General features: G+C 59.9%; 21 protein-coding genes. 11 read left to right on the forward strand and 10 right to left on the reverse strand.

Annotated elements, in window-relative coordinates:
- Positions 1–70: 70 nt before the first annotated feature.
- Positions 71–838 carry a GNAT family N-acetyltransferase gene (locus tag LZG00_09340; protein ID MCF3594202.1) on the forward strand — a complete coding sequence of 256 codons (768 nt, stop codon included), beginning with the start codon at positions 71–73 and terminating at the stop codon, positions 836–838.
- Positions 835–1,662, forward strand: coding sequence for a 1-acyl-sn-glycerol-3-phosphate acyltransferase (locus tag LZG00_09345; GenBank protein ID MCF3594203.1), 828 nt, complete (start codon positions 835–837; stop codon positions 1,660–1,662). Before LZG00_09340 ends, LZG00_09345 begins: the two co-directional genes overlap by 4 nt.
- 171 nt (positions 1,663–1,833) lie before the next feature.
- Here the strand turns inward: LZG00_09345 and LZG00_09350 are convergent, their stop codons facing one another.
- A complete protein-coding gene (locus LZG00_09350; protein MCF3594204.1) occupies positions 1,834–2,454 on the reverse strand; it encodes a thiamine phosphate synthase in 621 nt (206 codons plus the stop codon).
- 70 nt (positions 2,455–2,524) lie between these two features.
- Positions 2,525–2,851, reverse strand: coding sequence for a TfoX/Sxy family protein (locus LZG00_09355; protein MCF3594205.1), 327 nt, complete (start codon positions 2,849–2,851; stop codon positions 2,525–2,527).
- A gap of 144 nt (positions 2,852–2,995) precedes the next feature.
- Here LZG00_09355 and LZG00_09360 point away from each other — a divergent pair, with 144 nt between their 5' ends.
- The 3 genes from LZG00_09360 to LZG00_09370 are packed head-to-tail and all read left to right on the forward strand — an operon-like array spanning position 2,996 to position 6,404.
- The gene (locus LZG00_09360; protein ID MCF3594206.1) at positions 2,996–3,736 is read left to right on the forward strand and encodes an RNA methyltransferase; all 741 of its coding nucleotides are present in this window, start codon (positions 2,996–2,998) and stop codon (positions 3,734–3,736) included.
- A 49-nt stretch (positions 3,737–3,785) separates the two neighbouring features.
- The gene (locus tag LZG00_09365) at positions 3,786–4,925 is read left to right on the forward strand and encodes a COX15/CtaA family protein (protein ID MCF3594207.1); all 1,140 of its coding nucleotides are present in this window, start codon (positions 3,786–3,788) and stop codon (positions 4,923–4,925) included.
- 3 nt (positions 4,926–4,928) lie between these two features.
- On the forward strand, positions 4,929–6,404 hold the full coding sequence (locus LZG00_09370; GenBank protein MCF3594208.1) for a carboxypeptidase M32: 1,476 nt from the start codon (positions 4,929–4,931) through the stop codon (positions 6,402–6,404).
- A 27-nt stretch (positions 6,405–6,431) separates the two neighbouring features.
- Here the strand turns inward: LZG00_09370 and LZG00_09375 are convergent, their stop codons facing one another.
- Positions 6,432–6,782 (reverse strand): hypothetical protein, encoded by a 351-nt coding sequence (locus LZG00_09375; GenBank protein MCF3594209.1) that lies wholly within the window; start codon positions 6,780–6,782, stop codon positions 6,432–6,434.
- A 69-nt stretch (positions 6,783–6,851) separates the two neighbouring features.
- Positions 6,852–9,614 (reverse strand): DNA gyrase subunit A, encoded by a 2,763-nt coding sequence (gyrA, locus tag LZG00_09380; protein MCF3594210.1) that lies wholly within the window; start codon positions 9,612–9,614, stop codon positions 6,852–6,854.
- A gap of 200 nt (positions 9,615–9,814) precedes the next feature.
- Here gyrA and LZG00_09385 point away from each other — a divergent pair, with 200 nt between their 5' ends.
- Positions 9,815–10,084 carry an usg protein gene (locus tag LZG00_09385; GenBank protein ID MCF3594211.1) on the forward strand — a complete coding sequence of 90 codons (270 nt, stop codon included), beginning with the start codon at positions 9,815–9,817 and terminating at the stop codon, positions 10,082–10,084.
- A gap of 151 nt (positions 10,085–10,235) precedes the next feature.
- Here the strand turns inward: LZG00_09385 and LZG00_09390 are convergent, their stop codons facing one another.
- Together LZG00_09390 and hemB are read right to left on the reverse strand one after the other, a co-directional pair.
- Positions 10,236–10,799 carry a twin-arginine translocation pathway signal gene (locus LZG00_09390; GenBank protein MCF3594212.1) on the reverse strand — a complete coding sequence of 188 codons (564 nt, stop codon included), beginning with the start codon at positions 10,797–10,799 and terminating at the stop codon, positions 10,236–10,238.
- 171 nt (positions 10,800–10,970) lie between these two features.
- Entirely contained in the window at positions 10,971–11,966 is a 996-nt protein-coding gene (gene hemB, locus LZG00_09395; protein MCF3594213.1) for a porphobilinogen synthase, read from the reverse strand.
- A gap of 122 nt (positions 11,967–12,088) precedes the next feature.
- Between hemB and LZG00_09400 the strand changes: the two genes are divergently transcribed.
- The 3 genes from LZG00_09400 to LZG00_09410 are packed head-to-tail and all read left to right on the forward strand — an operon-like array spanning position 12,089 to position 16,683.
- Entirely contained in the window at positions 12,089–12,613 is a 525-nt protein-coding gene (locus tag LZG00_09400; protein ID MCF3594214.1) for a component of SufBCD complex, read from the forward strand.
- 3 nt (positions 12,614–12,616) lie between these two features.
- Positions 12,617–16,096, forward strand: coding sequence for a transcription-repair coupling factor (gene mfd, locus LZG00_09405; protein MCF3594215.1), 3,480 nt, complete (start codon positions 12,617–12,619; stop codon positions 16,094–16,096).
- Complete coding sequence (locus LZG00_09410; GenBank protein MCF3594216.1) at positions 16,096–16,683, forward strand: GNAT family N-acetyltransferase; 588 nt, start codon at positions 16,096–16,098, stop codon at positions 16,681–16,683. The genes mfd and LZG00_09410 overlap by 1 nt, the downstream gene beginning before the upstream one ends.
- Positions 16,684–16,742: 59 nt before the next feature.
- Here the strand turns inward: LZG00_09410 and LZG00_09415 are convergent, their stop codons facing one another.
- The 4 genes from LZG00_09415 to LZG00_09430 are packed head-to-tail and all read right to left on the reverse strand — an operon-like array spanning position 16,743 to position 18,708.
- Positions 16,743–17,342: an HD domain-containing protein gene (locus LZG00_09415; GenBank protein MCF3594217.1), complete on the reverse strand. Its 600-nt coding sequence runs from the start codon at positions 17,340–17,342 to the stop codon at positions 16,743–16,745.
- On the reverse strand, positions 17,317–17,811 hold the full coding sequence (locus tag LZG00_09420; GenBank protein ID MCF3594218.1) for a hypothetical protein: 495 nt from the start codon (positions 17,809–17,811) through the stop codon (positions 17,317–17,319). The genes LZG00_09415 and LZG00_09420 overlap by 26 nt, the downstream gene beginning before the upstream one ends.
- Positions 17,808–18,053 carry a hypothetical protein gene (locus LZG00_09425; protein MCF3594219.1) on the reverse strand — a complete coding sequence of 82 codons (246 nt, stop codon included), beginning with the start codon at positions 18,051–18,053 and terminating at the stop codon, positions 17,808–17,810. Before LZG00_09425 ends, LZG00_09420 begins: the two co-directional genes overlap by 4 nt.
- A gap of 1 nt (position 18,054) precedes the next feature.
- A complete protein-coding gene (locus tag LZG00_09430) occupies positions 18,055–18,708 on the reverse strand; it encodes an alpha/beta hydrolase (protein MCF3594220.1) in 654 nt (217 codons plus the stop codon).
- A gap of 200 nt (positions 18,709–18,908) precedes the next feature.
- Here LZG00_09430 and LZG00_09435 point away from each other — a divergent pair, with 200 nt between their 5' ends.
- Positions 18,909–19,382, forward strand: a complete 474-nt coding sequence (locus tag LZG00_09435; GenBank protein MCF3594221.1) for an Rrf2 family transcriptional regulator — start codon at positions 18,909–18,911, stop codon at positions 19,380–19,382.
- 39 nt (positions 19,383–19,421) lie between these two features.
- Entirely contained in the window at positions 19,422–20,477 is a 1,056-nt protein-coding gene (locus LZG00_09440) for a cysteine desulfurase (GenBank protein MCF3594222.1), read from the forward strand.
- The last annotated feature ends 25 nt before the right edge of the window (positions 20,478–20,502 follow it).

Raw genomic sequence — 20,502 nt, forward strand, 5'->3', positions numbered from 1 at the left:
TGTTAACCCTCCCTTGCACGGTGGCGGCTACCCGCCTAGAACCGCATCGGATCAGGTAGGATTGGGGCAGATGGCCGAGCCGCAATACGAAGTGAGACTGGCGGAATGTGAAGCTGATCTTTTGGCGGCGCAGAGGTTGCGCTATCGCGTCTTCGTCGAGGAGCTTGGCAGCGGTGGGGCGCTGGTGGACCATGTCGGCCGGTTTGAACGCGACCGGTTCGACCCATACTTTGACCATCTGATCCTGATCGACCACAGCCGCAATGCGATGGCATTGGATCATGTGGTGGGTGTCTATCGGCTGATGCGTTCGGGAATGGCGCGAGAGGCCGGGCAGTTTTACTCAGAAGATGAATACGATCTTGGGCCGCTGCGCCAGAGCGGGCGCGAATTGTTGGAGCTGGGGCGGTCGTGCCTTTTGCCCGAGTATCGCGGTGGGGCGGCCATGTATCACCTTTGGAACGGGCTGGCGGCCTATGTCGATACCCATGGCATCGAAATCTTGTTTGGTGTGGCCAGCTTTCATGGCACGGATGTCGCCGCTCTGGCACAGCCATTATCTTTGCTCTATCATCGACACCTTGCACCAGAACATCTTTGCGTTCGCTCTAAACTCTATCAAAACATGGACTTGATGGACGAAGCTCAGCTAGATAGACGAGCGGCGATGGTGCAAGTGCCCGCATTGATCAAGGCCTATCTGCGGCTCGGTGGCGTGGTGGGCGATGGCGCTTTTGTGGATCACGCATTCAACACCACCGACATTTGCCTGATCATGGATACGGCGCGAATGAACGCCAAGCGCCGACGAATTTATGCAAGGGAAAGCCGCGCATGAGCACGTGGAATCCGCAAATGGAGCCGCCGGAGGTTGTGATCGGGCCGCTGGGCTGGCTGCGGGTGGTGCTACGCGGCCTGATCCTGGGGGTAATCGTTTTTGGTGGGCTGGTAATTCTGCTCTTGTTGCGGCTGATCGAACGGCCGCTTTTCGGGCTACATCGGCCCTGGACGCCGTGGATTGTACAGGCGGTGTGCCGGGCGGCGTTTCGGATACTCGGGATGGCGCATCGGGTCGAGGGCGTGCGTATGCGCGAACGGGGAGCAGTGGTGTCTAACCATGCGTCATGGCTGGATATTTTTGCGCTGAACGCCTGCAAGCGGGTGTATTTCGTATCAAAGTCCGAGGTGGCGGGATGGCCGGGTATCGGATGGCTGGCGCGGGCGACGGGCACGGTTTTCATCCGCCGCGACCCGCGCGACGCGCGCGCGCAACAAGAGATTTTCGAGGAACGGCTCTTGGCGGGGCATCGCCTGCTCTTTTTTCCGGAAGGGACTTCGACGGACGGAAGGCGCGTTTTACCTTTTAAATCAACGCTTTTTCAGGCGTTCTTTACGCCGCATCTGGTGCATGAGCTTTATATTCAACCCGTCACATTGATCTATCGCCCGCCAAATGGGGCCGACCCCAGAATTTATGGCTGGTGGGGGGATATGGCATTTGGTCCGCATCTTGTGCAAACACTGGCGGCGGCGCGGCAGGGAACGGTCTCAGTGGTTTATCATACCCCGCTGAAAGTAGATGAATTTGACGATCGCAAGGCGCTGGCGCGGGCCTGTGAGAGGGCGGTGCGCAGTGGGTTGCCCGAGGATGTGGCGGCGTAGAATACGGCGCGATCCATGCGGTTTGGGAATGGTTAATCCCGCCTCGGGCAGCGACTCATAGGGGTGATTTGCGTGCACCGGTCTGCGCACAGGGCGTGCACCCTATGGCCGCGAAACAGGCAAAAACGGCGCGGTTAAGGCTGCGCTCGCTGCTTTGCTCCGGTTTTCAGATCAGGCCAGGGGGGCGATGAGAGTCTTGAGGGCCGCAACCGGATCGTCGGCGAGCCAGATCTCGTCTCCGATGCCGAAGAAATCGGTGACCGGGGCAAGATCGGCGATGAGGTCAACATCAAGCGCACCTTCGGCTACGACGGGCACTTCGACAACTTCGCTCCACCACTGAAAAAGGTCACGTTCGGCCACGCTGCCGTCGCCCAAGGGGGTTTCGCCAATGGGTCCGAAGCTGATGTAATCGGCGCCGGCTTCGCCCGCATTGAGGCCATCATGGCGCGAGGCGCCGCAGAACGCGCCGACGATTGCATCCTGGCCCAGTTCCTGGCGCACCTTGCGCACCAGACGCGCGCCATCGGTGAGATGCACACCGTCAAGGCCGAGACGTTCGACGAGGAGGATGTGACGCTCGATCACCAGGGCGACGTCGCGCGCGATGGTGACTTCGCGCACTGCATCCGCCGCGCGGCAAAGCGTGTCTTCGTCATGGCTGGACAGGGCCAGCCGGACGCAGGCAACCGCCTGGGCGTCAAGCACGCGGGCGAGTTGATCCGGGAAACGGCTGAGTTCGATCTCGGCGGGGGTGATGATGTAGAGTTGCGGCGTCTCGGGCGCGTCCATTGTCTTGTCCTCGAACCGGGGGCGTCGCGCTGCTATAGCGCGGAAAAACGCGCCGGGGCAAGCGATTGCCTCACTTGGCTGGCAAGGTTGCGTTGAAAGCGAGGGCGAGGCGCATCAGCGCGGCGCGGGTGGTGTCGTCTTCAAGGGCCTCGGGCGCGGCATCGACAAAGGCACCCATCCGCCGCCCGGTCATTTCCATATAGTCCACGTCGGGCAACGCGAGGGCAATTTCGACGTTGGGTTTGCCGACGCGGAAGAGCGCGCCGTTCTTGTGGGTGCCGCAGAGCATGTTGCCGCGCAGCATGAAGCAAACCCCGCCGAACATGCGCTTTTCTTCGACCTCATGATCAGCGAGATCGTCGCGCAGCAATGCGGTGTGGCCCGGGTCATAGGTCATGGTACGTCCCTTTACGTTTCACGACGAACCTAGCGTATTGTTGCAGGGTGGGATTGGATATTTTTGGCAAGATGAAGCGGTGAGGGGGTTTTATTGTGCTCTGGCGTGGCGTATCCGCGCGACAGACGTCAGGAGAATAGCCCCATGCCAAGCGAAACCCCGCAACCTGCATTCGTTCTGGTGCGCCCGCAGATGGGTGAAAATATCGGCGCGGCAGCGCGTGCGATGTGGAATTTCGGGTTGGACCGGATGCGTGTGGTGGCGCCGCGCGATGGCTGGCCGAGCGAGCGGGCGGTGGCGATGGCGAGCGGGGCGGGGCGGCTTTTGGATGAGGCGCTGCTCTATGACGATCTGGCCGGGGCGCTGGAAGATTGCACCTATGTTTATGCCACGACGGCGCGGGCGCGCGAGTTGACCAAGCCGGTATTGAGCCCGGAACGGGCGATGGCCGACGCGGCCGAGCGGATTGCGGCAGGTGAGAAGGTGGGCGTGTTGTTCGGACCAGAGCGCGCAGGGTTGGAAAACGACGATGTGGCGCGCGCCAATGCGATTATTTCGGTGCCGGTCAATCCGCGCTTTGCCTCGCTCAACCTAGGGCAATGTGTTTTGTTGACCGGCTATGAGTGGATGCGCGCGGCGGGGGATGTTGTGCATGAAAGCTATGTGCCGAGTCGGGGCGATTGGGCCACGGGGCAGGATGTTGAAAAGCTGGGCGAGCATTATGAGCGGGAGCTGGATGCGTCGGGGTTCTTCTATCCGCCCGAGAAGGCCGAGGGCATGAAAATCAGGCTGCGCAATCTCTGGAGCCGGATGCGATTGACGCGCACGGATGTGCAGATGTTGCATGGCGTGCTGCGACAGATGGTGCACACCAACACCCGTTGAAGCGGGCGGCGTCCCGGCATAGGGTTGGCGGCGGTGATGGAGACTTGGAATGGCAGAGAAACGCTCAATTTTTGAAGAGGTTGGTGAGGGCGCGCGCAAGACGATCGTCCCCGAAGGCGGGATGATTGATCGCGGGCGCAGGGGTGCGCGGGGCGCGATCCGCGCCTGGCTTTTGGTGCTGTTTGCGCTGGTGGTGATCATGATCGCCGTGGGTGGTTTGACCCGGCTGACCGATAGTGGGCTTTCGATTACGGAATGGCGACCGGTGACCGGGGCGATGCCGCCGATGAATGAGGCCGATTGGCAGGCGGAATTTGAAAAATATCAGGCCAGTCCGCAGTTTCAAATCGAAAACAAGTGGATGCAACTGCATGACTTCAAGGTCATCTACTGGTGGGAATGGGGGCATCGCCAGCTTGGCCGGGTGATTGGTCTGGTTTGGGCCGTTGGCTTCGTGTTCTTCTGGCTGAGCAAGCGGATACCGCCGGGGTGGACCGGGCGGCTTTTGCTTGTCGGGGGGCTTGGCGGATTGCAGGGGGCCGTTGGCTGGTGGATGGTGGCCAGCGGGCTTACGGGGTCGATGACCAGCGTGGCGAGCTATCGTTTGGCAACGCACCTGGGGCTGGCCTTTGTCATCCTCGGGTTCATCGCTTGGTATGTCTTGGTGTTGGGGCGCGAGGAACGTGATCTGATGCAGGCACGGCGCGGGCGCGAGGCGAAGCTGTTTGCAATTTCAACCGGATGGATGCATTTCGCTTTCCTGCAGATCCTTCTGGGGGCGCTGGTGGCGGGGATTGACGCCGGGCGCTCTTATACCGATTGGCCCTTGATGGGTGGGCAGGTGATTCCGCCCGGTGCGATGATGATCGAGCCGGCATGGCGCAATTTCTTTGAAAACCCCGGAACGGTGCAGTTTGTGCATCGCATCGTGGGCTATTTGCTGGCGGCATATACGATCAGGGCCTGGATGCGCGGCCGGCGCAGCGCCAATCGCAAAACGCAGCAGGCGTTTTCGCTGGCCGCGATTGGGGTGGCGTTGCAGGTTGTTCTGGGCATTTACACGGTGATGACGGCAGCCCCTTGGGAGATTGCGATTGCGCATCAGCTGGGCGCCGTGGCGGTGTTTGTCTTGATCATCCGGGCGCGGTTTGCGGCCGCTTATCCACAAGTTACGTCGATCAGAGGGTGAATGATGACAGCATATGACGAGTTGATGGCGCATGAGCGCCTGACGGGTGCGCTTGGGCAGGTGGCCGGGCGGCTGGGCTGGGATCAGGAGACCATGATGCCGCGCGAAGCGGGTGAACAACGTGCCGAGGAAAGCGCGGCGATGGGGGCGATTTTGCACGCGCGCCGCTCTGATCCGCGTATTGGTGAATGGCTGGCCGCGATTGACGAGAACGCGTTGGACGCCGTGGGACAGGCCAATTTGCGCCATATCCGACGCTCGTTTGAGCGCACGGTGCGCGTTCCCGAAGCATTGGCGACGGCGTTGGCGCGGCTGACCAGTCGGGCGCAGGGGCAATGGGCACGTGCGCGCGGTGATGAAGATGTGGCCAGTTTCGTGCCGGTGCTGGACGAAATTGTCAGGTTGAAGCGCGAAGAGGCGGCGGCGTTGGCCGATGGCGGCGATCTTTATGATGCGCTTTTGGATGACTATGAGCCAGAGGCCAAGGCAAGCGAGTTGGCAGATATGTTTGGCGCTCTGCGGCCCCGGTTGGTGGCGCTGCAAGAGGCGGCTCTGGCGGCCAAAGCCCCCGCGCCTCTGCACGGCACGTTTGATGAACAGGCGCAGATGAAGCTGGCGCGCAAGCTGGCCAAGACCTTTGGTTATGATATGAGCCGCGGGCGGATCGACAAGGCGGTGCATCCGTTTTCGTCTGGATCGTTCAATGATGTGCGCATTACCACGCGCACCGACCCCAACGATCCGTTCAATTGTCTTTATTCGACCATTCATGAGACTGGTCATGCCTGTTACGAGCAAAATATCGCACAGGAATATGGGTTTACGCCGTTGGGGCAGGGGGTCTCAATGGGGGTGCATGAAAGCCAGAGTCGGATTTATGAAAATCAACTGGGGCGTTCGCGCGCCTTTACCGGCTGGCTTTTTGGCGAGATGAAAGATGCGTTTGGCGATTTTGGCGTGGTGGATGAGGATGCGTTCTTTGCCACGGTGAACCGTCTACACCGCGGCTATATCCGCACCGAGGCGGACGAGGTGCAATATAATCTGCACGTGCTTTTGCGCTTTGATCTGGAACGCGCGTTGATCGCGGGCGACTTGCAGGTCGGTGATCTGGAAAGTGCCTGGAACGAGCGGTTCGAGGCGGATTTCGGCTTTGCCGTGGACAAGCCATCAAACGGGTGTTTGCAGGATGTGCATTGGTCGGTTGGGTTGTTTGGCTATTTCCCGACTTATAGCCTTGGCAATGTTTATGCCGGGTGTTTGCATGAAGCATTGCGCAAGGCGGTGCCGGAATTGGACGATCAGCTGGCTCGCGGCGATCTGGAGCCTGCGACGGAATGGTTGCGGGTGAATGTTCAGCAATATGGCGGGCTTTACCGACCTCGTGAGGTGATTGAGCGCGCCTGTGGTGCGGCGCCAAGCGAGGCGCCATTGCTTGATTATGTCGAGGCGAAGTTCAAAGGGATCTATGGGCTTTGATTGGGACGGTGGGCAGATTGCCCACCCCTAGAGAAGCCCCATACGTTCAACCCGTTCGGAATCGGGGAACGGACGGTAGAGCGCGAAATCGGCGTGTGCAATCAGGGTGTGCACATTGCGGTAGGCGGTGTTGACCGCTTCGTCCTCCTCCCCAGAAACATGGAAGGCGCGATCGAGTTGATCGAGGCTTTCGACCGCCACTTCGAGCAATAAATCACGATAGGGGGTGTCGGCGAGATTGAGTTTGCGCCGCATCAGGCGCCAATCGAGGATTACGCCGCGCGATTTGAGCAGACCCATCCATTGATCGAGCGCATGGGCAAAAGCCAGCGCCTTGGCGTCGTCCTTGAGATCAATTGAGCAGAGATAGGAATTCATTGGCGCATATCCGGGCAAGAGTTTCACCCGGATATGCCATGAAACATTTACGAAGCGGTTAAGCCGATTCTATTCCGTCGCGGGTGCGTCGATTACATCGTCGGCATCGTCTTCATCACCCTGATCGGCGATCCAGGCGACGGAAACGACCACTTCGTTTTTGCCGGTGTTGAACACTTTCACACCACCAGCGCTGCGCGAGCGGAAGGAGATGCCTTCAACCGGGACACGGATCGATTGGCCTTTGGAGGTGGCGAGCATGATCTGGTCGTCAAGTTCGACCGGGAAGGAGGCGACGATATCGCCGCCGCGCATCGCTTTGTCCATCGCCTGAACGCCCATTCCGCCACGCCCGCGCACGGGGTAATCATGGCTGGAGGAGAGCTTGCCCGCGCCGCCAGAGGTGATGGTGAGGATGAGATTTTCAGCGGCTGACATTTCGGCGTAGCGTTCTTGGCTCAATTCGCCGGGGGCGGCCTCGTCTTCGTCTTCAATCTCGGCATCGTCGGCGAGCCCGGCCATGGCGCGGCGCATCTTGAGATAGGCGGCGCGCTCGTCGGCTTCGGCCTTGAAGTGGCGGATGACGGACATCGAGACGACTTCATCATCGCCCTTGAGGCGGATACCACGCACGCCAACCGAATTGCGGCTGTTAAAGACGCGCACTTCGGTGGTCGGGAAGCGGATGGCGCGGCCCGAATTGGTGACCAGCATCACGTCGTCATCTTCGGAGCAGATGCGGGCGTTGATCAGGCGGGTGTTGGCATTGTCGTCTTCAAACTTCATCGCAATCTTGCCGTTGCGCATGACGTTGGTGAAATCGGACAATCGGTTGCGCCGCACCGAACCGGCGGAGGTGGCAAAGACGATTTGCAGATCGGCCCATTCGCTTTCATCGCGATCGACCGGCATGATGGCGGCGATGCTGACGCCTGCCGGGATCGGCAGGATGTTGACGATCGCCTTGCCCTTGGAGGTGCGACCACCCTGGGGCAGGCGCCATGTCTTGAGCTTGTAGACCATGCCATCGGTGGTGAAGAACAAAAGCTGCGTATGCGTATTGGCAACAAAGAGCGTGGTGACCACGTCCTCTTCCTTGGTCTGCATCCCGGCCAGCCCTTTGCCGCCGCGTTTCTGGGCACGGAAATCGGCCAGAGCGGTGCGTTTGATATAGCCGCCCGAGGTGACGGTGACGACCATGTCTTCGCGCTCGATCAGGTCTTCGTCGTCCATGTCGCCGGACCAGTCGACAATCTCGGTGCGACGCGGCACGGCAAAGAGATCGCGCACCTCTGTAAGCTCATCAGAAATGATCGACATAATCCGGTCGCGCGATCCGAGAATTTCAAGGTATTCCTTGATCTTACGGGCCAGTTCTTCAAGTTCGTCGGTGACTTCCTTGACGCCGAGTTGGGTGAGGCGTTGAAGGCGCAGATCAAGAATGGCGCGGGCCTGGGTTTCGGAAAGATTATAGGTGCCATCGTCGTTCATTGTGTGGGTCGGATCGTCGATCAGACGAATGTAGTCTGCGATGTCGGCGGCGGGCCAGCGTCGCTCCATCAACCTTTCACGCGCGGTGGCGGCGTCGGCAGAGCTACGGATCGTTGCAACGACCTCGTCAATATTGGAAACCGCAACAGCCAGACCGCAGAGGATATGGCTACGTTCGCGGGCTTTTCTAAGCTCGAATGCGGTGCGGCGGGCGACGACCTCCTCGCGGAAATCAATGAAGGATGTCAGGAACTTGCGCAGCGTAAGTTGTTCAGGACGACCGCCATTCAGAGCCAGCATGTTGCAGCCGAAATAGGTCTGCATCGGGGTGAAGCGGAAGAGTTGATTGAGCACCACTTCGGCGGTGGCGTCGCGTTTGAGTTCGACCACCACACGCACGCCGTTGCGGTCGGATTCGTCCTGCACATGGGCGACGCCTTCGATCTTCTTGTCGCGCACCTGTTCAGCGATCTTCTCGATCATCGACGCCTTGTTTACCTGATAGGGAATCTCATCGACGATGATGGCCCAGCGATCCTTGCGAATTTCCTCGATCCGGGTCTTGGCGCGGATGATGACGCTGCCGCGCCCTTCAAGATAGGCTTTGCGCGCGCCTGTCCGCCCCAGCATGATGCCACCGGTGGGGAAATCGGGGCCGGGAACATAGTCGATCAGTTGTTCGCTGGTGAGATCGGGCTCCTCAATCAGCGCAAGGCAGGCATCAATCACTTCGCCAAGGTTATGGGGCGGAATGTTGGTCGCCATGCCGACGGCAATGCCGCCCGCGCCGTTGACCAGCATGTTCGGGAAACGGGCGGGAAGAACCGTCGGTTCCTTGTCTTTGCCGTCATAATTGTCTTGGAAATCCACGGTATCCTTGTCGATATCGGCAAGGACATAGGCGGCGGGTTTGTCCATCCGCACTTCGGTATAGCGCATCGCGGCGGCGTTATCGCCGTCCATCGAGCCAAAGTTGCCTTGCCCATCCAGAAGCGGCAGAGACATCGAGAAATCCTGCGCCATGCGCACAAGGGCGTCATAGATCGCAGAGTCACCATGCGGGTGGTATTTACCCATGACGTCGCCGACCGGGCGGGCCGATTTTCGATAGGGTTTATCGTGGGCATTGTTGGTCTCATGCATCGCATAAAGAATGCGGCGATGCACCGGTTTGAGGCCATCACGCAGATCAGGGATGGCGCGCGAAACGATCACGCTCATCGCATAGTCGAGATAGCTCGTCTTCATCTCATCAGTGATGGAGATGGTCGGGCCATCATAGACGTATTTGCCAGACGGTATTTCGTCTTCGTTTTCAGGTGTTTCCGGAGTGTCGTTCACGTGGTCTGCCCGTCCGCTTCCAGGGGTCTTCGTCGTGACCCATATATTGTTTTCGCGACTATACCAGACCCCACCAATGGGGTGCAATCAGAGTCTTCCCCGGCGTTCGGTTCTGCGATGCTGTGGGGCAATGCGTTGATTTTATTTGATTTTAAAAACGAATCTGGCATCATCAAGAGCAGAGCAGGAAAGGACACGCAATGACGATGTCGGAAACTGAGCTTATGTTGAAGGGATACGGGCTAACGACGGCGGAGCTTTACTATCACATGCCGGATTATACCCATGTGCTGAATTCCTTCGTCTGGCAGCATTATGATCTGGCCCCGGATCACCCTAAACTCTTTGAATTCATTGAGTTTTGGCAGCGTGAGATCGACGGGCCGTTGCATTCAGTGCGGTTCAATCACCGCAAGATGATCAGCCCGGGAGAATGGCGCAACGTGGTGGGTGAATTCACCATTCATTGAGGTGAGTGCGCAGCCAAGGGGCCGAGGCTGAAACACAAGAGGCGGCAGAGAGGCCTCACGCCGTGCGGCAACCGGGCGCTTGGGCACAAGGGCAAAGAGGGCGCGCGTTGGTGAACTGAAAGATGGTTCACTGGACAGGAACCACCCCGGTTCAGGGAATAATGCGCGTGTATTTCACGCCTTCCAGTGTGGCCCCGAGATGCAACCCGGCCTGACCGAAGATCACCGCAATGACCGGCGCGGTCGAGGTGGTGGTTTCGGCGCGGATATTGCCGGCCTGATCACCGGCCACGTATTCCACGTCGGCGCCAGCCGCCCAGCCTTGTGAGCGGCGGAATTTCATCAGCGCCTCATTGGTCATGAAAAACAGCACATGGGCATATTGCTGGGCGCCGATCTGAAGCCCGAAGCTGCCCTTGGTGGCGGAATAGTAATCGACGGTTGTGCCATCGATGCGCAGGGCGCCACGGCCATAGCCACCGCCAAAGCCCAATCCTGCCTCGGTAATCAGCGGCATCACCAGCATACCGTGGGAATTGCCGGCCAGTTCCTGAGTGGCGGGGTATTTGCTGTAGAGATACTCAAGCGTCTTGTTGACGCGCGCGTCGATCTTGGCGCTGCCGTTGGAGCCGACGCCGTTGCCGCAAGCCGCAAGCGTGGTGGTACCAGCCGCCATAAGGGAGAGCGCGAATCCGCGCCGCGAGAAATTGTTCATGATGGGTCCGCCTGTCTCAGATGTTGCCTGACTGCTCGTGTGGCCGGTTTTCCGGTCTTCGGGTGCAGTATAGGCAGAGTTTCGCCTTGTGTCACTAGGGTGCGCACCGTCGGCGGGAAGGTGCGCAAGAAGGCGCAGTCGGCCCGCGATGCGGGGGGCTTTCGGCGCGCCTCAGCTCAGGGCCTGGGCGACATCGGGGGCGAAATAGGTCAACACCCCGTCACATCCCGCGCGCTTGAAGCACATCAGGCTTTCCATCATCGCGCGTTCGCCATCAATCCAGCCATTTTGCGCGGCGGCCATGATCATCGCGTATTCGCCCGACACTTGATAGGCGAATGTGGGCGCGCCAAACGCATCCTTCACCCGGCGCGCAATGTCGAGATAGGGCATACCCGGCTTGACCATCACCATGTCGGCGCCTTCACGCAGGTCGCGTTCGACACAGCGCAGGGCTTCGTCTGAATTGGCCGGGTTGATCTGATAGGTCGATTTGTCGCCCTTGAGCGCCCCGGAGGCCCCCACGGCATCGCGAAACGGGCCATAGAAGGCCGAGGCGAACTTGGCGGCGTAGCTGAGGATTGCGGTGTTGGTGTAGCCCTTGTCTTCGAGAGCGTCGCGAATCGCGCCAATACGGCCATCCATCATGTCGGAGGGGCCGATGATGTCGATGCCGGCTTCGGCCTGGGCCAGCGCCTGTTTGACCAGCGCGTCGACAGATTCATCATTCAAAATCTCGCCGTCGCGCACAATTCCGTCGTGGCCGAGGGAATTGTAAGGGTCGAGCGCCACATCGGACATGATGGCAATGTTCGGGGCGGCCTGTTTGATGGCGCGGGTCGCGCGGTTGGACAGGTTTTCGGGGTTCCATGCCTCTTCGCAACCCGGTGTCTTGAGCGACGGATCGGTATAGGGAAAGAGGCAGATCGCAGGAATACCAAGCGCTTCGGCCATCACCGCGGCTTCGACCACACGATCGACCGAGCGGCGCTTGACGCCGGGCATGGAGGCGACATCTTGCTCAACCCCGTCACCGTCGCAGACAAAAATCGGCCAGATCAGGTCACCGACAGAGAGCGTATTTTCCTGAACCATGGCGCGCAAACGGGCGTTTTTGCGGGTGCGCCGCAGGCGCGTGATGGGGAAGGGGGCTTGGACGGGTCGCATGATGTGCGCTCCTTCTTGAACTGGCCTCAACGCAATGGCATGCAGGGCAGATATCTTCAAGGGTAGGAAATACCGCAAAGCGGCGTTAGAAGCTGTTTCGAAATCATAAAGGGCCGCGCAATTTGGACTGGTACCAATCCATCTTTGAACTGATAGACATGCGCAGCTTTTCGAACCTGTGGTTCTGGATCGCGCTTGCGGTGCTTTGGTCAACCGCATCGCATTGGGTGTTGGGGGTGCCATGGGACATGGTGATCCGGGCGCGCCGCCAAGGCGGGCAATACGCCGAAGATCTTGAGGATCTGGTGCGAATCTATACCAATCGGTTGCTCTATATCGCGCGCATCTCCGGGCTCTGGCTTTTGGGGTTTGCCTGTTTCTTTCTCACGCTGCTGGGGCTGTTGGGTTTTATCTATGGGTATGAATTTGCCCAAGCGGTGTTTTTGCTGCTGTTTCCGATGACGCTTGTCGGCGCGCTCAGCCTCAATACCGCGCGGCTGATCCAGGATAATCACGACAGTGGCGAACAGCTTTACCGGCGGTTGATGACGCATCGTATCCTCACCCAGACGATCGGGATGATCTCGATTTTCGTCACCGCCCTCTGGGGCATGTTTCAGAACCTGACGCTCGGCCCGTTTGGTTAAGCGATGAGCGCGCACGGCCATATCAAGGTAGGCGGGGCGCCGGAGGGGTTTGATGCGCGTCTCGTGCTTGACGAGCTGGCGAAATTGCCGCCCGGCGCGGCAGGTGTCATCCATGTGGCGCGCGACGACAAACGGATGGCGGCGATGGAGGCCGCCTTGCGGTTCTTCGCGCCCGACATGCCTATCCTGCGCTTTCCCGGTTGGGATTGTCTGCCATATGACCGGGTTTCGCCGCATGCCGATATTTCGGCGGCGCGCATGGCGACCCTGGCGGGATTGGCGACCGGTGCGATGCCCGAGCGGTTTGTGCTGCTCACCTCGCTCAACGCGGCGACGCAATATCTGCCGGCGCGTGCAGTGTTGCAAAAGGCGGCATTCGTGGCCGAGGTCGGCCAACGGATCGACGAGGCAGCCTTGCGCGATTTTCTTGTGCGTATGGGCTTTTCGCAGGCCCCCACAGTAATGGAGCCGGGCGATTATGCGGTGCGCGGCGGCATCATCGACATCTATCCGCCGGGCGATGGCGGGCCGGTGCGGCTTGATCTGTTTGGCGATGTGCTGGACGGGGCGCGCCGGTTCGATCCGGCGACCCAACGCACCACGCAAAAGCTTGATGTTGTTGAACTGGCCCCGGTTTCCGAAGTGATACTGGACGAGTCGTCGATTTTGCGGTTCCGCCAGAATTATCGCATCGAATTTGGTGCGGCGGGCACGGATGACCCCCTGTATGAGGCCGTGAGCGCGGGGCGCAAACATGCGGGCGTCGAGCATTGGCTGCCATTTTTCCATGAGCGGCTTGAGACGCTTTTTGACTATCTGCCTGATGCGACGGTCACGCTGGATGATGGGCTGACAGGGCAGCGGCTGGCACGGTGGGACAGCATTGCGGACCAATATGAAACGCGCCGTCTTGCCATGGGAGACCGCAGCCGGATCGACACGGTCTATAAGCCCGTGCCGGCAGAGCAGCTTTACCTGACCGATGCGGCCTGGGAAAAGGCCGTGGGCGGCAAGCGGGTGCTGCAATTCAACGCGCTGCCCCAGGCCAGTGGGCCGGGGGTTGTGGACGCAGGCGGGCGGATTGGGCGCAGTTTTGCACCCGAACGAAAGTTGGAAAATGTTAGCCTTTTCAGTGTTCTGAAAGACCATATTGAAGCGCGACTGGTTGAGGGGCCGGTGATTGTTGCCTCATATTCCACGGGCGCGCGCGAGCGTATCGAAGGCCTGTTGGAGGATGAGGGGTTGCTTGGTGCGGTGTCGCTGCGCGATGCGTCCGGGCTTGGCAAACGCGGGCTGCATCTGGCGGTTTGGCCGCTTGAGGCGGGGTTTCATGCCCCCGGGCTGACAGTGATTTCCGAGCAGGATGTGCTGGGCGATCGTCTGATCCGAACGACGCGCAAGAAGCGGCGGGCGGAGAATTTCCTGACCGAGACACAAAGCCTCAGCCCGCGTGATCTGGTGGTGCATGTGGATCATGGGGTCGGGCGCTATCTTGGGCTTGAAGTGATTACCGCACTGGGCGCAGCGCATGAGTGTTTGACGCTGGAATATGCCGATGATGCAAAGCTTTACCTGCCCGTGGTGAACATCGAACTGCTGAGCAAATATGGTCATGATGAGGGCTTGCTCGACCGGTTGGGCGGGGGTGCCTGGCAGGCCAAGAAGGCCAAGCTGAAAGAGCGCATTCGTGAGATGGCCGAGCGTCTGATCCGGGTTGCGGCAGAGCGCGAATTGCGCCGCGCGCCGGTGCTGGAGGCGCAGCATCACGCCTGGGAAGAATTCGCGGCGCGTTTCCCTTATGAAGAAACCGACGACCAATTGAGCGCGATTGGCGATGTGCTGGGCGATCTGGCGTCAGGGCGGCCGATGGACCGGCTGATCTGTGGCGATGTCGGCTTTGGCAAAACCGAGGTGGCGATGCGTGCGGCCTTTGTGACGGCCATGGCCGGGCAACAGGTGGCAGTGGTTGCCCCAACGACCCTGTTGGCGCGTCAACATTTGAAAAGTTTTGCGGACAGGTTTCGTGGCTTCCCTATTAATGTCAGTGGATTGTCTAGGTTTGTTAAAGCATCGGATGCGACACGAACGCGCGAGGGGATGGCCAAAGGATTGGTTGATATTGTGGTCGGCACGCATGCGCTTTTGGCCAAGAATATTCGGTTCAAAGACCTTGGCTTGTTGATTGTTGACGAAGAACAGCATTTTGGCGTGGCGCACAAAGAGCGGCTGAAGGCGTTGAAATCGGATGTGCATGTATTAACCCTTACGGCGACGCCTATACCGCGCACCTTGCAGTTGAGCCTGAGCGGGGTGCGTGATCTTAGCATTATCGGCACGCCGCCGGTCGATCGGTTGGCGATTCGCACCTATGTGAGCGAGTTTGATGCGGTGACGATCCGCGAGGCGTTGCTGCGCGAGCATTATCGCGGTGGGCAGTCCTTCTATGTGGTGCCGCGAATAACCGATCTGCCCGAGATCGAGGCGTTCTTGCGCGATCAGGTGCCCGAGGTGAGCGTGGTGGTGGCGCATGGGCAGATGGCGGCGGGGGAACTCGATGACCGAATGAACGCGTTTTACGACGGTAAATACGATGTTCTGCTGGCCACGACGATCGTGGAATCGGGGCTGGATATTCCGACCGCCAACACGATGGTGGTGCATCGCGCCGATATGTTCGGGCTGAGCCAGCTTTACCAGATCAGGGGGCGTGTCGGGCGCTCTAAAACCCGTGCTTACGCGTATTTGACAACGAAACCGCGTGCGCGTCTGACCCCGGCGGCGGAGAAGCGGCTTCGGGTTCTAGGCTCGCTTGATACGTTGGGGGCGGGCTTTACGCTGGCATCGCAGGATTTGGATATTCGCGGGGCGGGCAATTTGCTGGGCGAGGAACAGTCCGGGCAGATGCGCGATGTGGGCTATGAACTTTACCAACAGATGCTGGAGGAGGCGATTGCCAAGATCCGCGCCGGTGAGCTGGAAGGGCTGAGCGAGCCGGATGAGCAATGGGCGCCGCAGATCAATCTTGGCGTGCCGGTTCTGATCCCGTCGGATTATGTGCCTGATCTTGATGTGAGATTGGGATTGTATCGTCGTCTCAGTGGGTTGCATGATAAAGTTGAACTGGAAGGTTTTGCCGCCGAGTTGATTGATCGGTTTGGCAAGCTGCCGCGCGAGGTGAACACGCTCTTGTTGATCGTGCGCATCAAGGAGATGTGCAAACGCGCCGGGATTGCCAAGCTCGATGGTGGGCCGAAAGGCGCGACGATCCAGTTTCACAACGACAAATTCGCCTCGCCCAAGGGGTTGGTGGAGTTCATCGAGGATCAACGCGGGCTGGCCAAGGTGCGTGACAACAAGATCGTGGTGCGGCGCGACTGGAAGAACGACAGCGACAAGATCAAGGGCGCGTTCGCGATTGCGCGGGATCTGGCAGCGAAGGTTGTGGCCGAGAAAAAGCGGGCCAAAGCCGCCAAGGGGGGGTGATGTTGGCGCCGGGGTTTCATGACGTGCCGCCAGGGTTTCTGGCGACGGTGGTGACGCATCTGGAAATGCGCGCACCGCAGTTGCGTCCCGAGCGGGACGGTTTCGCGCTGCGCCGGGTCGAGCGGCCTGATGTGGGTTGGTATCTAGAGCTGTTTCGCCGCGTCGGGGCCGAGGATTGGCTGTGGTTTTCGCGGCTGGTGATGAAGGAATCGGAGCTGGCGGCGATCTTGGAAGACCCGGAGGTGCATGTCTATGTGCTGGAGTTCGAGGGTGCCGAGGCCGGGCTTCTGGAGCTGGATTTTCGTCAGAGCGGCGCCTGTGAGTTGGCGTTTTTCGGGCTGGTGAAGGGGTTGATCGGGGCGGGCGCCGGGCGTTGGCTGATGAACCGGGCGATCAAGCGGGCGTTCCGCCCCGGGGTGACGCGGTTTCATCTGCACACCTGCACGATGGATTCGCCGCGCGCGCTGGACTTTTATCGCCGCTCCGGGTTCGTGGCGACGCATCAGCAGGTCGAGGTGCTGCGCGATCCGCGTCTCAGCGGGCTTTTGGCGGAAGATGCCGCGCCGCATGTTCCGATTTTCCGCTGACCGTGCGGACTTTGGGCTGGGGAGCCTGCGGCGCGGATATTTAAAGCAAGATGAAGCAGTTAGCGGCGGGACTTGAACCAAGCCGTGACCTGGGGTTTGAGCCAGGACCAGAGTGCGGGAGCGCCGGATTTGACCTTGGAGCCGACGCGGGCGCGGAAGGTTTCATAGTCGATATTATAGGCGATCCATGAGCCGCCGCCCGAGGCCAGATTTTGATTGGGGGGCTGGAAGCGGTCGAGCGATTTGGCGAAGCGCGCGTCGGGGGTTTCGTTGGCTTCAAATTCATCCCAGAGGGCGCGAAAACTGGCCGCCTGATCGGGGGGGAGCAGGCCGAAGATACGGCGCGCCGCGCTGTCTTCGGCTTTTGCCATTTCTCCCGCGTCATGCGTGCCGAACACCGGGGCATCGCCGGCGTCGATTTCTACCAGATCGTGCAGCAGGAGCATGGCGATCACGCGGGATTTGTCGACCTCTACGGGCGCGTGTTCGGCAAGGGTGAGTGCATAGAGCGCGATGTGCCAGCTATGTTCACCGGAGTTTTCAAAACGCGACCCGTCGCAAAGCGTGGTGCCGCGGATCACGGATTTGAGCTTGTCGGCCTCGTTGAGGAAAGCCATCTGGGCGGTGAGACGGTCATTGGGGGTTTGTTGGGTCGTCATGGCGGCAGGCTCCGGCAAGGCATGTCAGTTTGTTGGCGAGAAGGGCCATGAGCGTGCCGAGTATGGCGAAGAGCGGCAGGCTGAGTGAGGAATCGGCACCCTTGCGGTCACAGTCATGTTGGCCCGAGGGCGGCAGAAGGGTCCAGAGGTAAAAAAGCACAAAGACGGCGAGTGTAATCAGAAGCGTGCGGCGCTGTGCGCGGCTTTTGGCAAAAAAGAAGAACAGGGCGAAAAGCAGGCTTGGGCCGAAATGCAGCAACGTCATCAGCGGGTGCGAGAAGGGTGGTGTCAGGGTTTCCAGCAGAACCTGGGTAAGCTCGCCTGAAGCAAAGAGAGAGGGGAGCGGGGGTGTCGCGCTATCGCCATAAGCAAAGCAATGAAACCAGTCACGTTCCCCCAGAGCCAGCAGAAAAGAGAGCAGGAACCCCGGTAGGAGCAACACGGCCAGCGCGGCGCAGAGCCGGATCATTTGGGCGGTTGAGCAGCCTTTGCGGCCTTGGTCAGCTCGCCCACTTTTTCCTTGAGGAACGCCTTGGCCGCCTTGCCTGCCAGGCGCACGCGCACTTCCGTAAGGTAGGCTTCCTCCAGGGTCTGCGACGAGGCGCCGAGCACGTCGGCGACCTCGTAATGCAGGCGGTCTTCACCGGTTTTCTCCATGATTTTCATCGTGGTATCGGCCAGATCGGAAGCGATTTGTTCAAGCGTGGACATCTTAGCGTGTGGTCTCGGTCAGGCGACGTTTGACATAGCTGGTCACGTTGCCGGTCAGCGTATCCATATGCTCGTTCTCGAAGAAATGCCCGGCACCTTCGACTTCGGTATGGGTGACGGTGATGCCTTTTTGCTCGTGCAGCTTGTTGACCAGCGCCACGGTATCGGGCGGCGGCGCGACGCGATCGGCCAGACCATTGATGATCAGGCCCGAGCTGGGGCAGGGCGCGAGGAACGAGAAATCATACATGTTGGCGGGGGGCGACACCGAAATGAAGCCGGTGATCTCGGGGCGGCGCATCAAGAGCTGCATGCCGATCCAGGCACCAAAGGAAAAGCCCGCGACCCAGCAATGTTTCGAGTTCTGGTTCATCGACTGAAGATAGTCGAGCGCAGAGGCGGCATCGGACAATTCACCGACACCTTGGTCATATTCACCCTGCGACCGCCCGACACCTCGGAAATTGAAGCGCAACACGGTAAACCCCATGTTGTAGAACGTGTAATGCAGGTTATAGACGACCTTGTTGTTCATCGTTCCGCCAAACTGTGGATGCGGATGCAGAACGATGGCAATGGGTGCGTCTTTTTCGGGTTGCGGATGATAGCGGCCTTCGAGGCGGCCTTCTGGTCCGGGAAAAATCACCTCGGGCATGGGTTGATATCGTCTCCTGGGTCAGGTGCGGGGATATTCTTGACGAAATCGCTCGGACACCTTAGAACATTTCTAAACTGGCCCGGTACCGGATCGGTGCGGGCGGGTTTCAACGAGATAGTGCGTAGCCCGGGCAAGGTCAATGAATTCCCAATAAATTTGGGATTAGAGTGCGGTTTGGCCGCGGGGAGAGAGAAGCGATGAAACTGAGTACCAAGGGACGTTACGCAATGGTGGCGCTGACCGATATTGCGCTGCAGGCTGATAGCGCGCTGGTGACGCTGGGCGAAGTCTCAAAGCGGCAGGATGTTTCGCTGCCGTATCTGGAGCAGCTTTTCGTCAAGCTGCGCCGGGCCGGATTGGTGGCATCGGTGCGCGGTCCGGGAGGCGGCTATCGGTTGGCGCGCCCGGCCAGCGAGATTCGGGTTGTCGAAATTCTGGCGGCTGTCGATGAGACGGTGGATGCGATGCACAAGGGGGCGGGCGCCAGCGGTGGTGCGTCGGGCAGCCGGGCACAATCGCTGAGCAACCGGCTTTGGGAGAGTCTGAGTGCGCATGTCTATGTCTGGCTGCATCAGGCGCGGTTGTCGGATGTGATCGAAAACACGCTTGCACCCTGTCCGGCGGTGCCGGGAATCTTCAACATTGTCGATGATGTCGAGGACGGGGCGTGAGTATTTTGGGAAAGATGAAACGGGAAGTTGGTGACTGAGGTGCAACGCGTTTATCTCGATCATAATGCGACGACGCCGCTACGCGTTGAGGCGCGTGCGGCGATGATTGCGGCCATGGATGTGGTCGGCAACCCGTCGAGCGTGCACGGCGAGGGGCGCGCCGCAAAAGGGTTGATCGAGCGGGCGCGCGTGCAGGTGGCGCGTGCGATTGGCGCCGAGGGGGCCGAGGTTGTCTTTACCGCCAGTGCGACCGAAGCGGCGGCGATGGTGTTGAGTGGCATGACGTTGCAGGGCGCACCAATTGAGCATGATGCGGTGGGGGCCTGGGTTAGTGGTGATCTGCCCGTGGATAGGCAGGGGCGGGTGACGGTGGCCAATCCGGGGCGGGCGACGCTGCAATTGGCCAATTCGGAAACCGGGGTGATTCAGCAATTGCCGGACGGTTTGATGCTGTCGGATATGACGCAGGGCTTTGGCAAGATCGAGGTGGATTTCCTGCGTTCGGGTGCGGTGATGGGAATCGTTTCGGCGCATAAGCTTGGCGGACCCAAGGGCGTGGGGGCTTTGATCTTGCGACGCGGAATCGATCTTCCAGCGCTGCTCAAGGGGGGCGGCCAGGAGATGGGGCGGCGCGCGGGGACGGAAAATGTGATCGGTATCGCCGGATTCGGCGCGGCGGCAGAGGCGGCGGCGGGGGATGTGGCGATGGGTCGCTGGAAAGATACCTCGAAAATGCGTGATTTCCTGGAAAGTGCCATTGCGAAAGTTGCAAATAAGACTATTTTTGTCGGGAAAGGTGCTGAGCGCTTACCGAACACCAGCTGTTTTGCGACCCCCGGATGGAAGGGCGAGACGCAGGTGATGCAGATGGATCTGGCAGGATTCGCAATTTCCGCCGGATCGGCCTGTTCTTCGGGCAAGGTGCGGGCAAGCCGGGTTTTGACGGCTTGTGGATATGACGAGGCCGTAGCGGCGTGCGCGATTCGCGTGTCGTTGGGGCTTGAGACAACGATGGACGATGTGACCCGCTTTGCTGAGGCATGGGGCGCAGCATTTGAGAGATTTCGCGACCGCGCAAAAATCAGCGCGGCGTGAGACGGAACTGAAACGGAAAGGAAGA

The sequence above is a fragment of the Rhodobacteraceae bacterium LMO-JJ12 genome (assembly GCA_021555075.1).
In the GTDB taxonomy this organism is placed as follows: Bacteria; Pseudomonadota; Alphaproteobacteria; order Rhodobacterales; family Rhodobacteraceae; genus JAKGBX01.

What these genes read in the sequence shown, in the direction of transcription:
- LZG00_09340 (MCF3594202.1), top strand. Translation starts at nt 71, where the DNA reads ATGGCCGAGCCGCAATACGAAGTGAGACTGGCGGAATGTGAAGCTGAT.
- LZG00_09345 (MCF3594203.1), top strand. Translation starts at nt 835, where the DNA reads ATGAGCACGTGGAATCCGCAAATGGAGCCGCCGGAGGTTGTGATCGGG.
- LZG00_09350 (MCF3594204.1), bottom strand. Translation starts at nt 2,454, where the DNA reads ATGGACGCGCCCGAGACGCCGCAACTCTACATCATCACCCCCGCCGAG.
- LZG00_09355 (MCF3594205.1), bottom strand. Translation starts at nt 2,851, where the DNA reads ATGACCTATGACCCGGGCCACACCGCATTGCTGCGCGACGATCTCGCT.
- LZG00_09360 (MCF3594206.1), top strand. Translation starts at nt 2,996, where the DNA reads ATGCCAAGCGAAACCCCGCAACCTGCATTCGTTCTGGTGCGCCCGCAG.
- LZG00_09365 (MCF3594207.1), top strand. Translation starts at nt 3,786, where the DNA reads ATGGCAGAGAAACGCTCAATTTTTGAAGAGGTTGGTGAGGGCGCGCGC.
- LZG00_09370 (MCF3594208.1), top strand. Translation starts at nt 4,929, where the DNA reads ATGACAGCATATGACGAGTTGATGGCGCATGAGCGCCTGACGGGTGCG.
- LZG00_09375 (MCF3594209.1), bottom strand. Translation starts at nt 6,782, where the DNA reads ATGAATTCCTATCTCTGCTCAATTGATCTCAAGGACGACGCCAAGGCG.
- LZG00_09385 (MCF3594211.1), top strand. Translation starts at nt 9,815, where the DNA reads ATGACGATGTCGGAAACTGAGCTTATGTTGAAGGGATACGGGCTAACG.
- LZG00_09390 (MCF3594212.1), bottom strand. Translation starts at nt 10,799, where the DNA reads ATGAACAATTTCTCGCGGCGCGGATTCGCGCTCTCCCTTATGGCGGCT.
- hemB (MCF3594213.1), bottom strand. Translation starts at nt 11,966, where the DNA reads ATGCGACCCGTCCAAGCCCCCTTCCCCATCACGCGCCTGCGGCGCACC.
- mfd (MCF3594215.1), top strand. Translation starts at nt 12,617, where the DNA reads ATGAGCGCGCACGGCCATATCAAGGTAGGCGGGGCGCCGGAGGGGTTT.
- LZG00_09410 (MCF3594216.1), top strand. Translation starts at nt 16,096, where the DNA reads ATGTTGGCGCCGGGGTTTCATGACGTGCCGCCAGGGTTTCTGGCGACG.
- LZG00_09415 (MCF3594217.1), bottom strand. Translation starts at nt 17,342, where the DNA reads ATGACGACCCAACAAACCCCCAATGACCGTCTCACCGCCCAGATGGCT.
- LZG00_09420 (MCF3594218.1), bottom strand. Translation starts at nt 17,811, where the DNA reads ATGATCCGGCTCTGCGCCGCGCTGGCCGTGTTGCTCCTACCGGGGTTC.
- LZG00_09425 (MCF3594219.1), bottom strand. Translation starts at nt 18,053, where the DNA reads ATGTCCACGCTTGAACAAATCGCTTCCGATCTGGCCGATACCACGATG.
- LZG00_09430 (MCF3594220.1), bottom strand. Translation starts at nt 18,708, where the DNA reads ATGCCCGAGGTGATTTTTCCCGGACCAGAAGGCCGCCTCGAAGGCCGC.
- LZG00_09435 (MCF3594221.1), top strand. Translation starts at nt 18,909, where the DNA reads ATGAAACTGAGTACCAAGGGACGTTACGCAATGGTGGCGCTGACCGAT.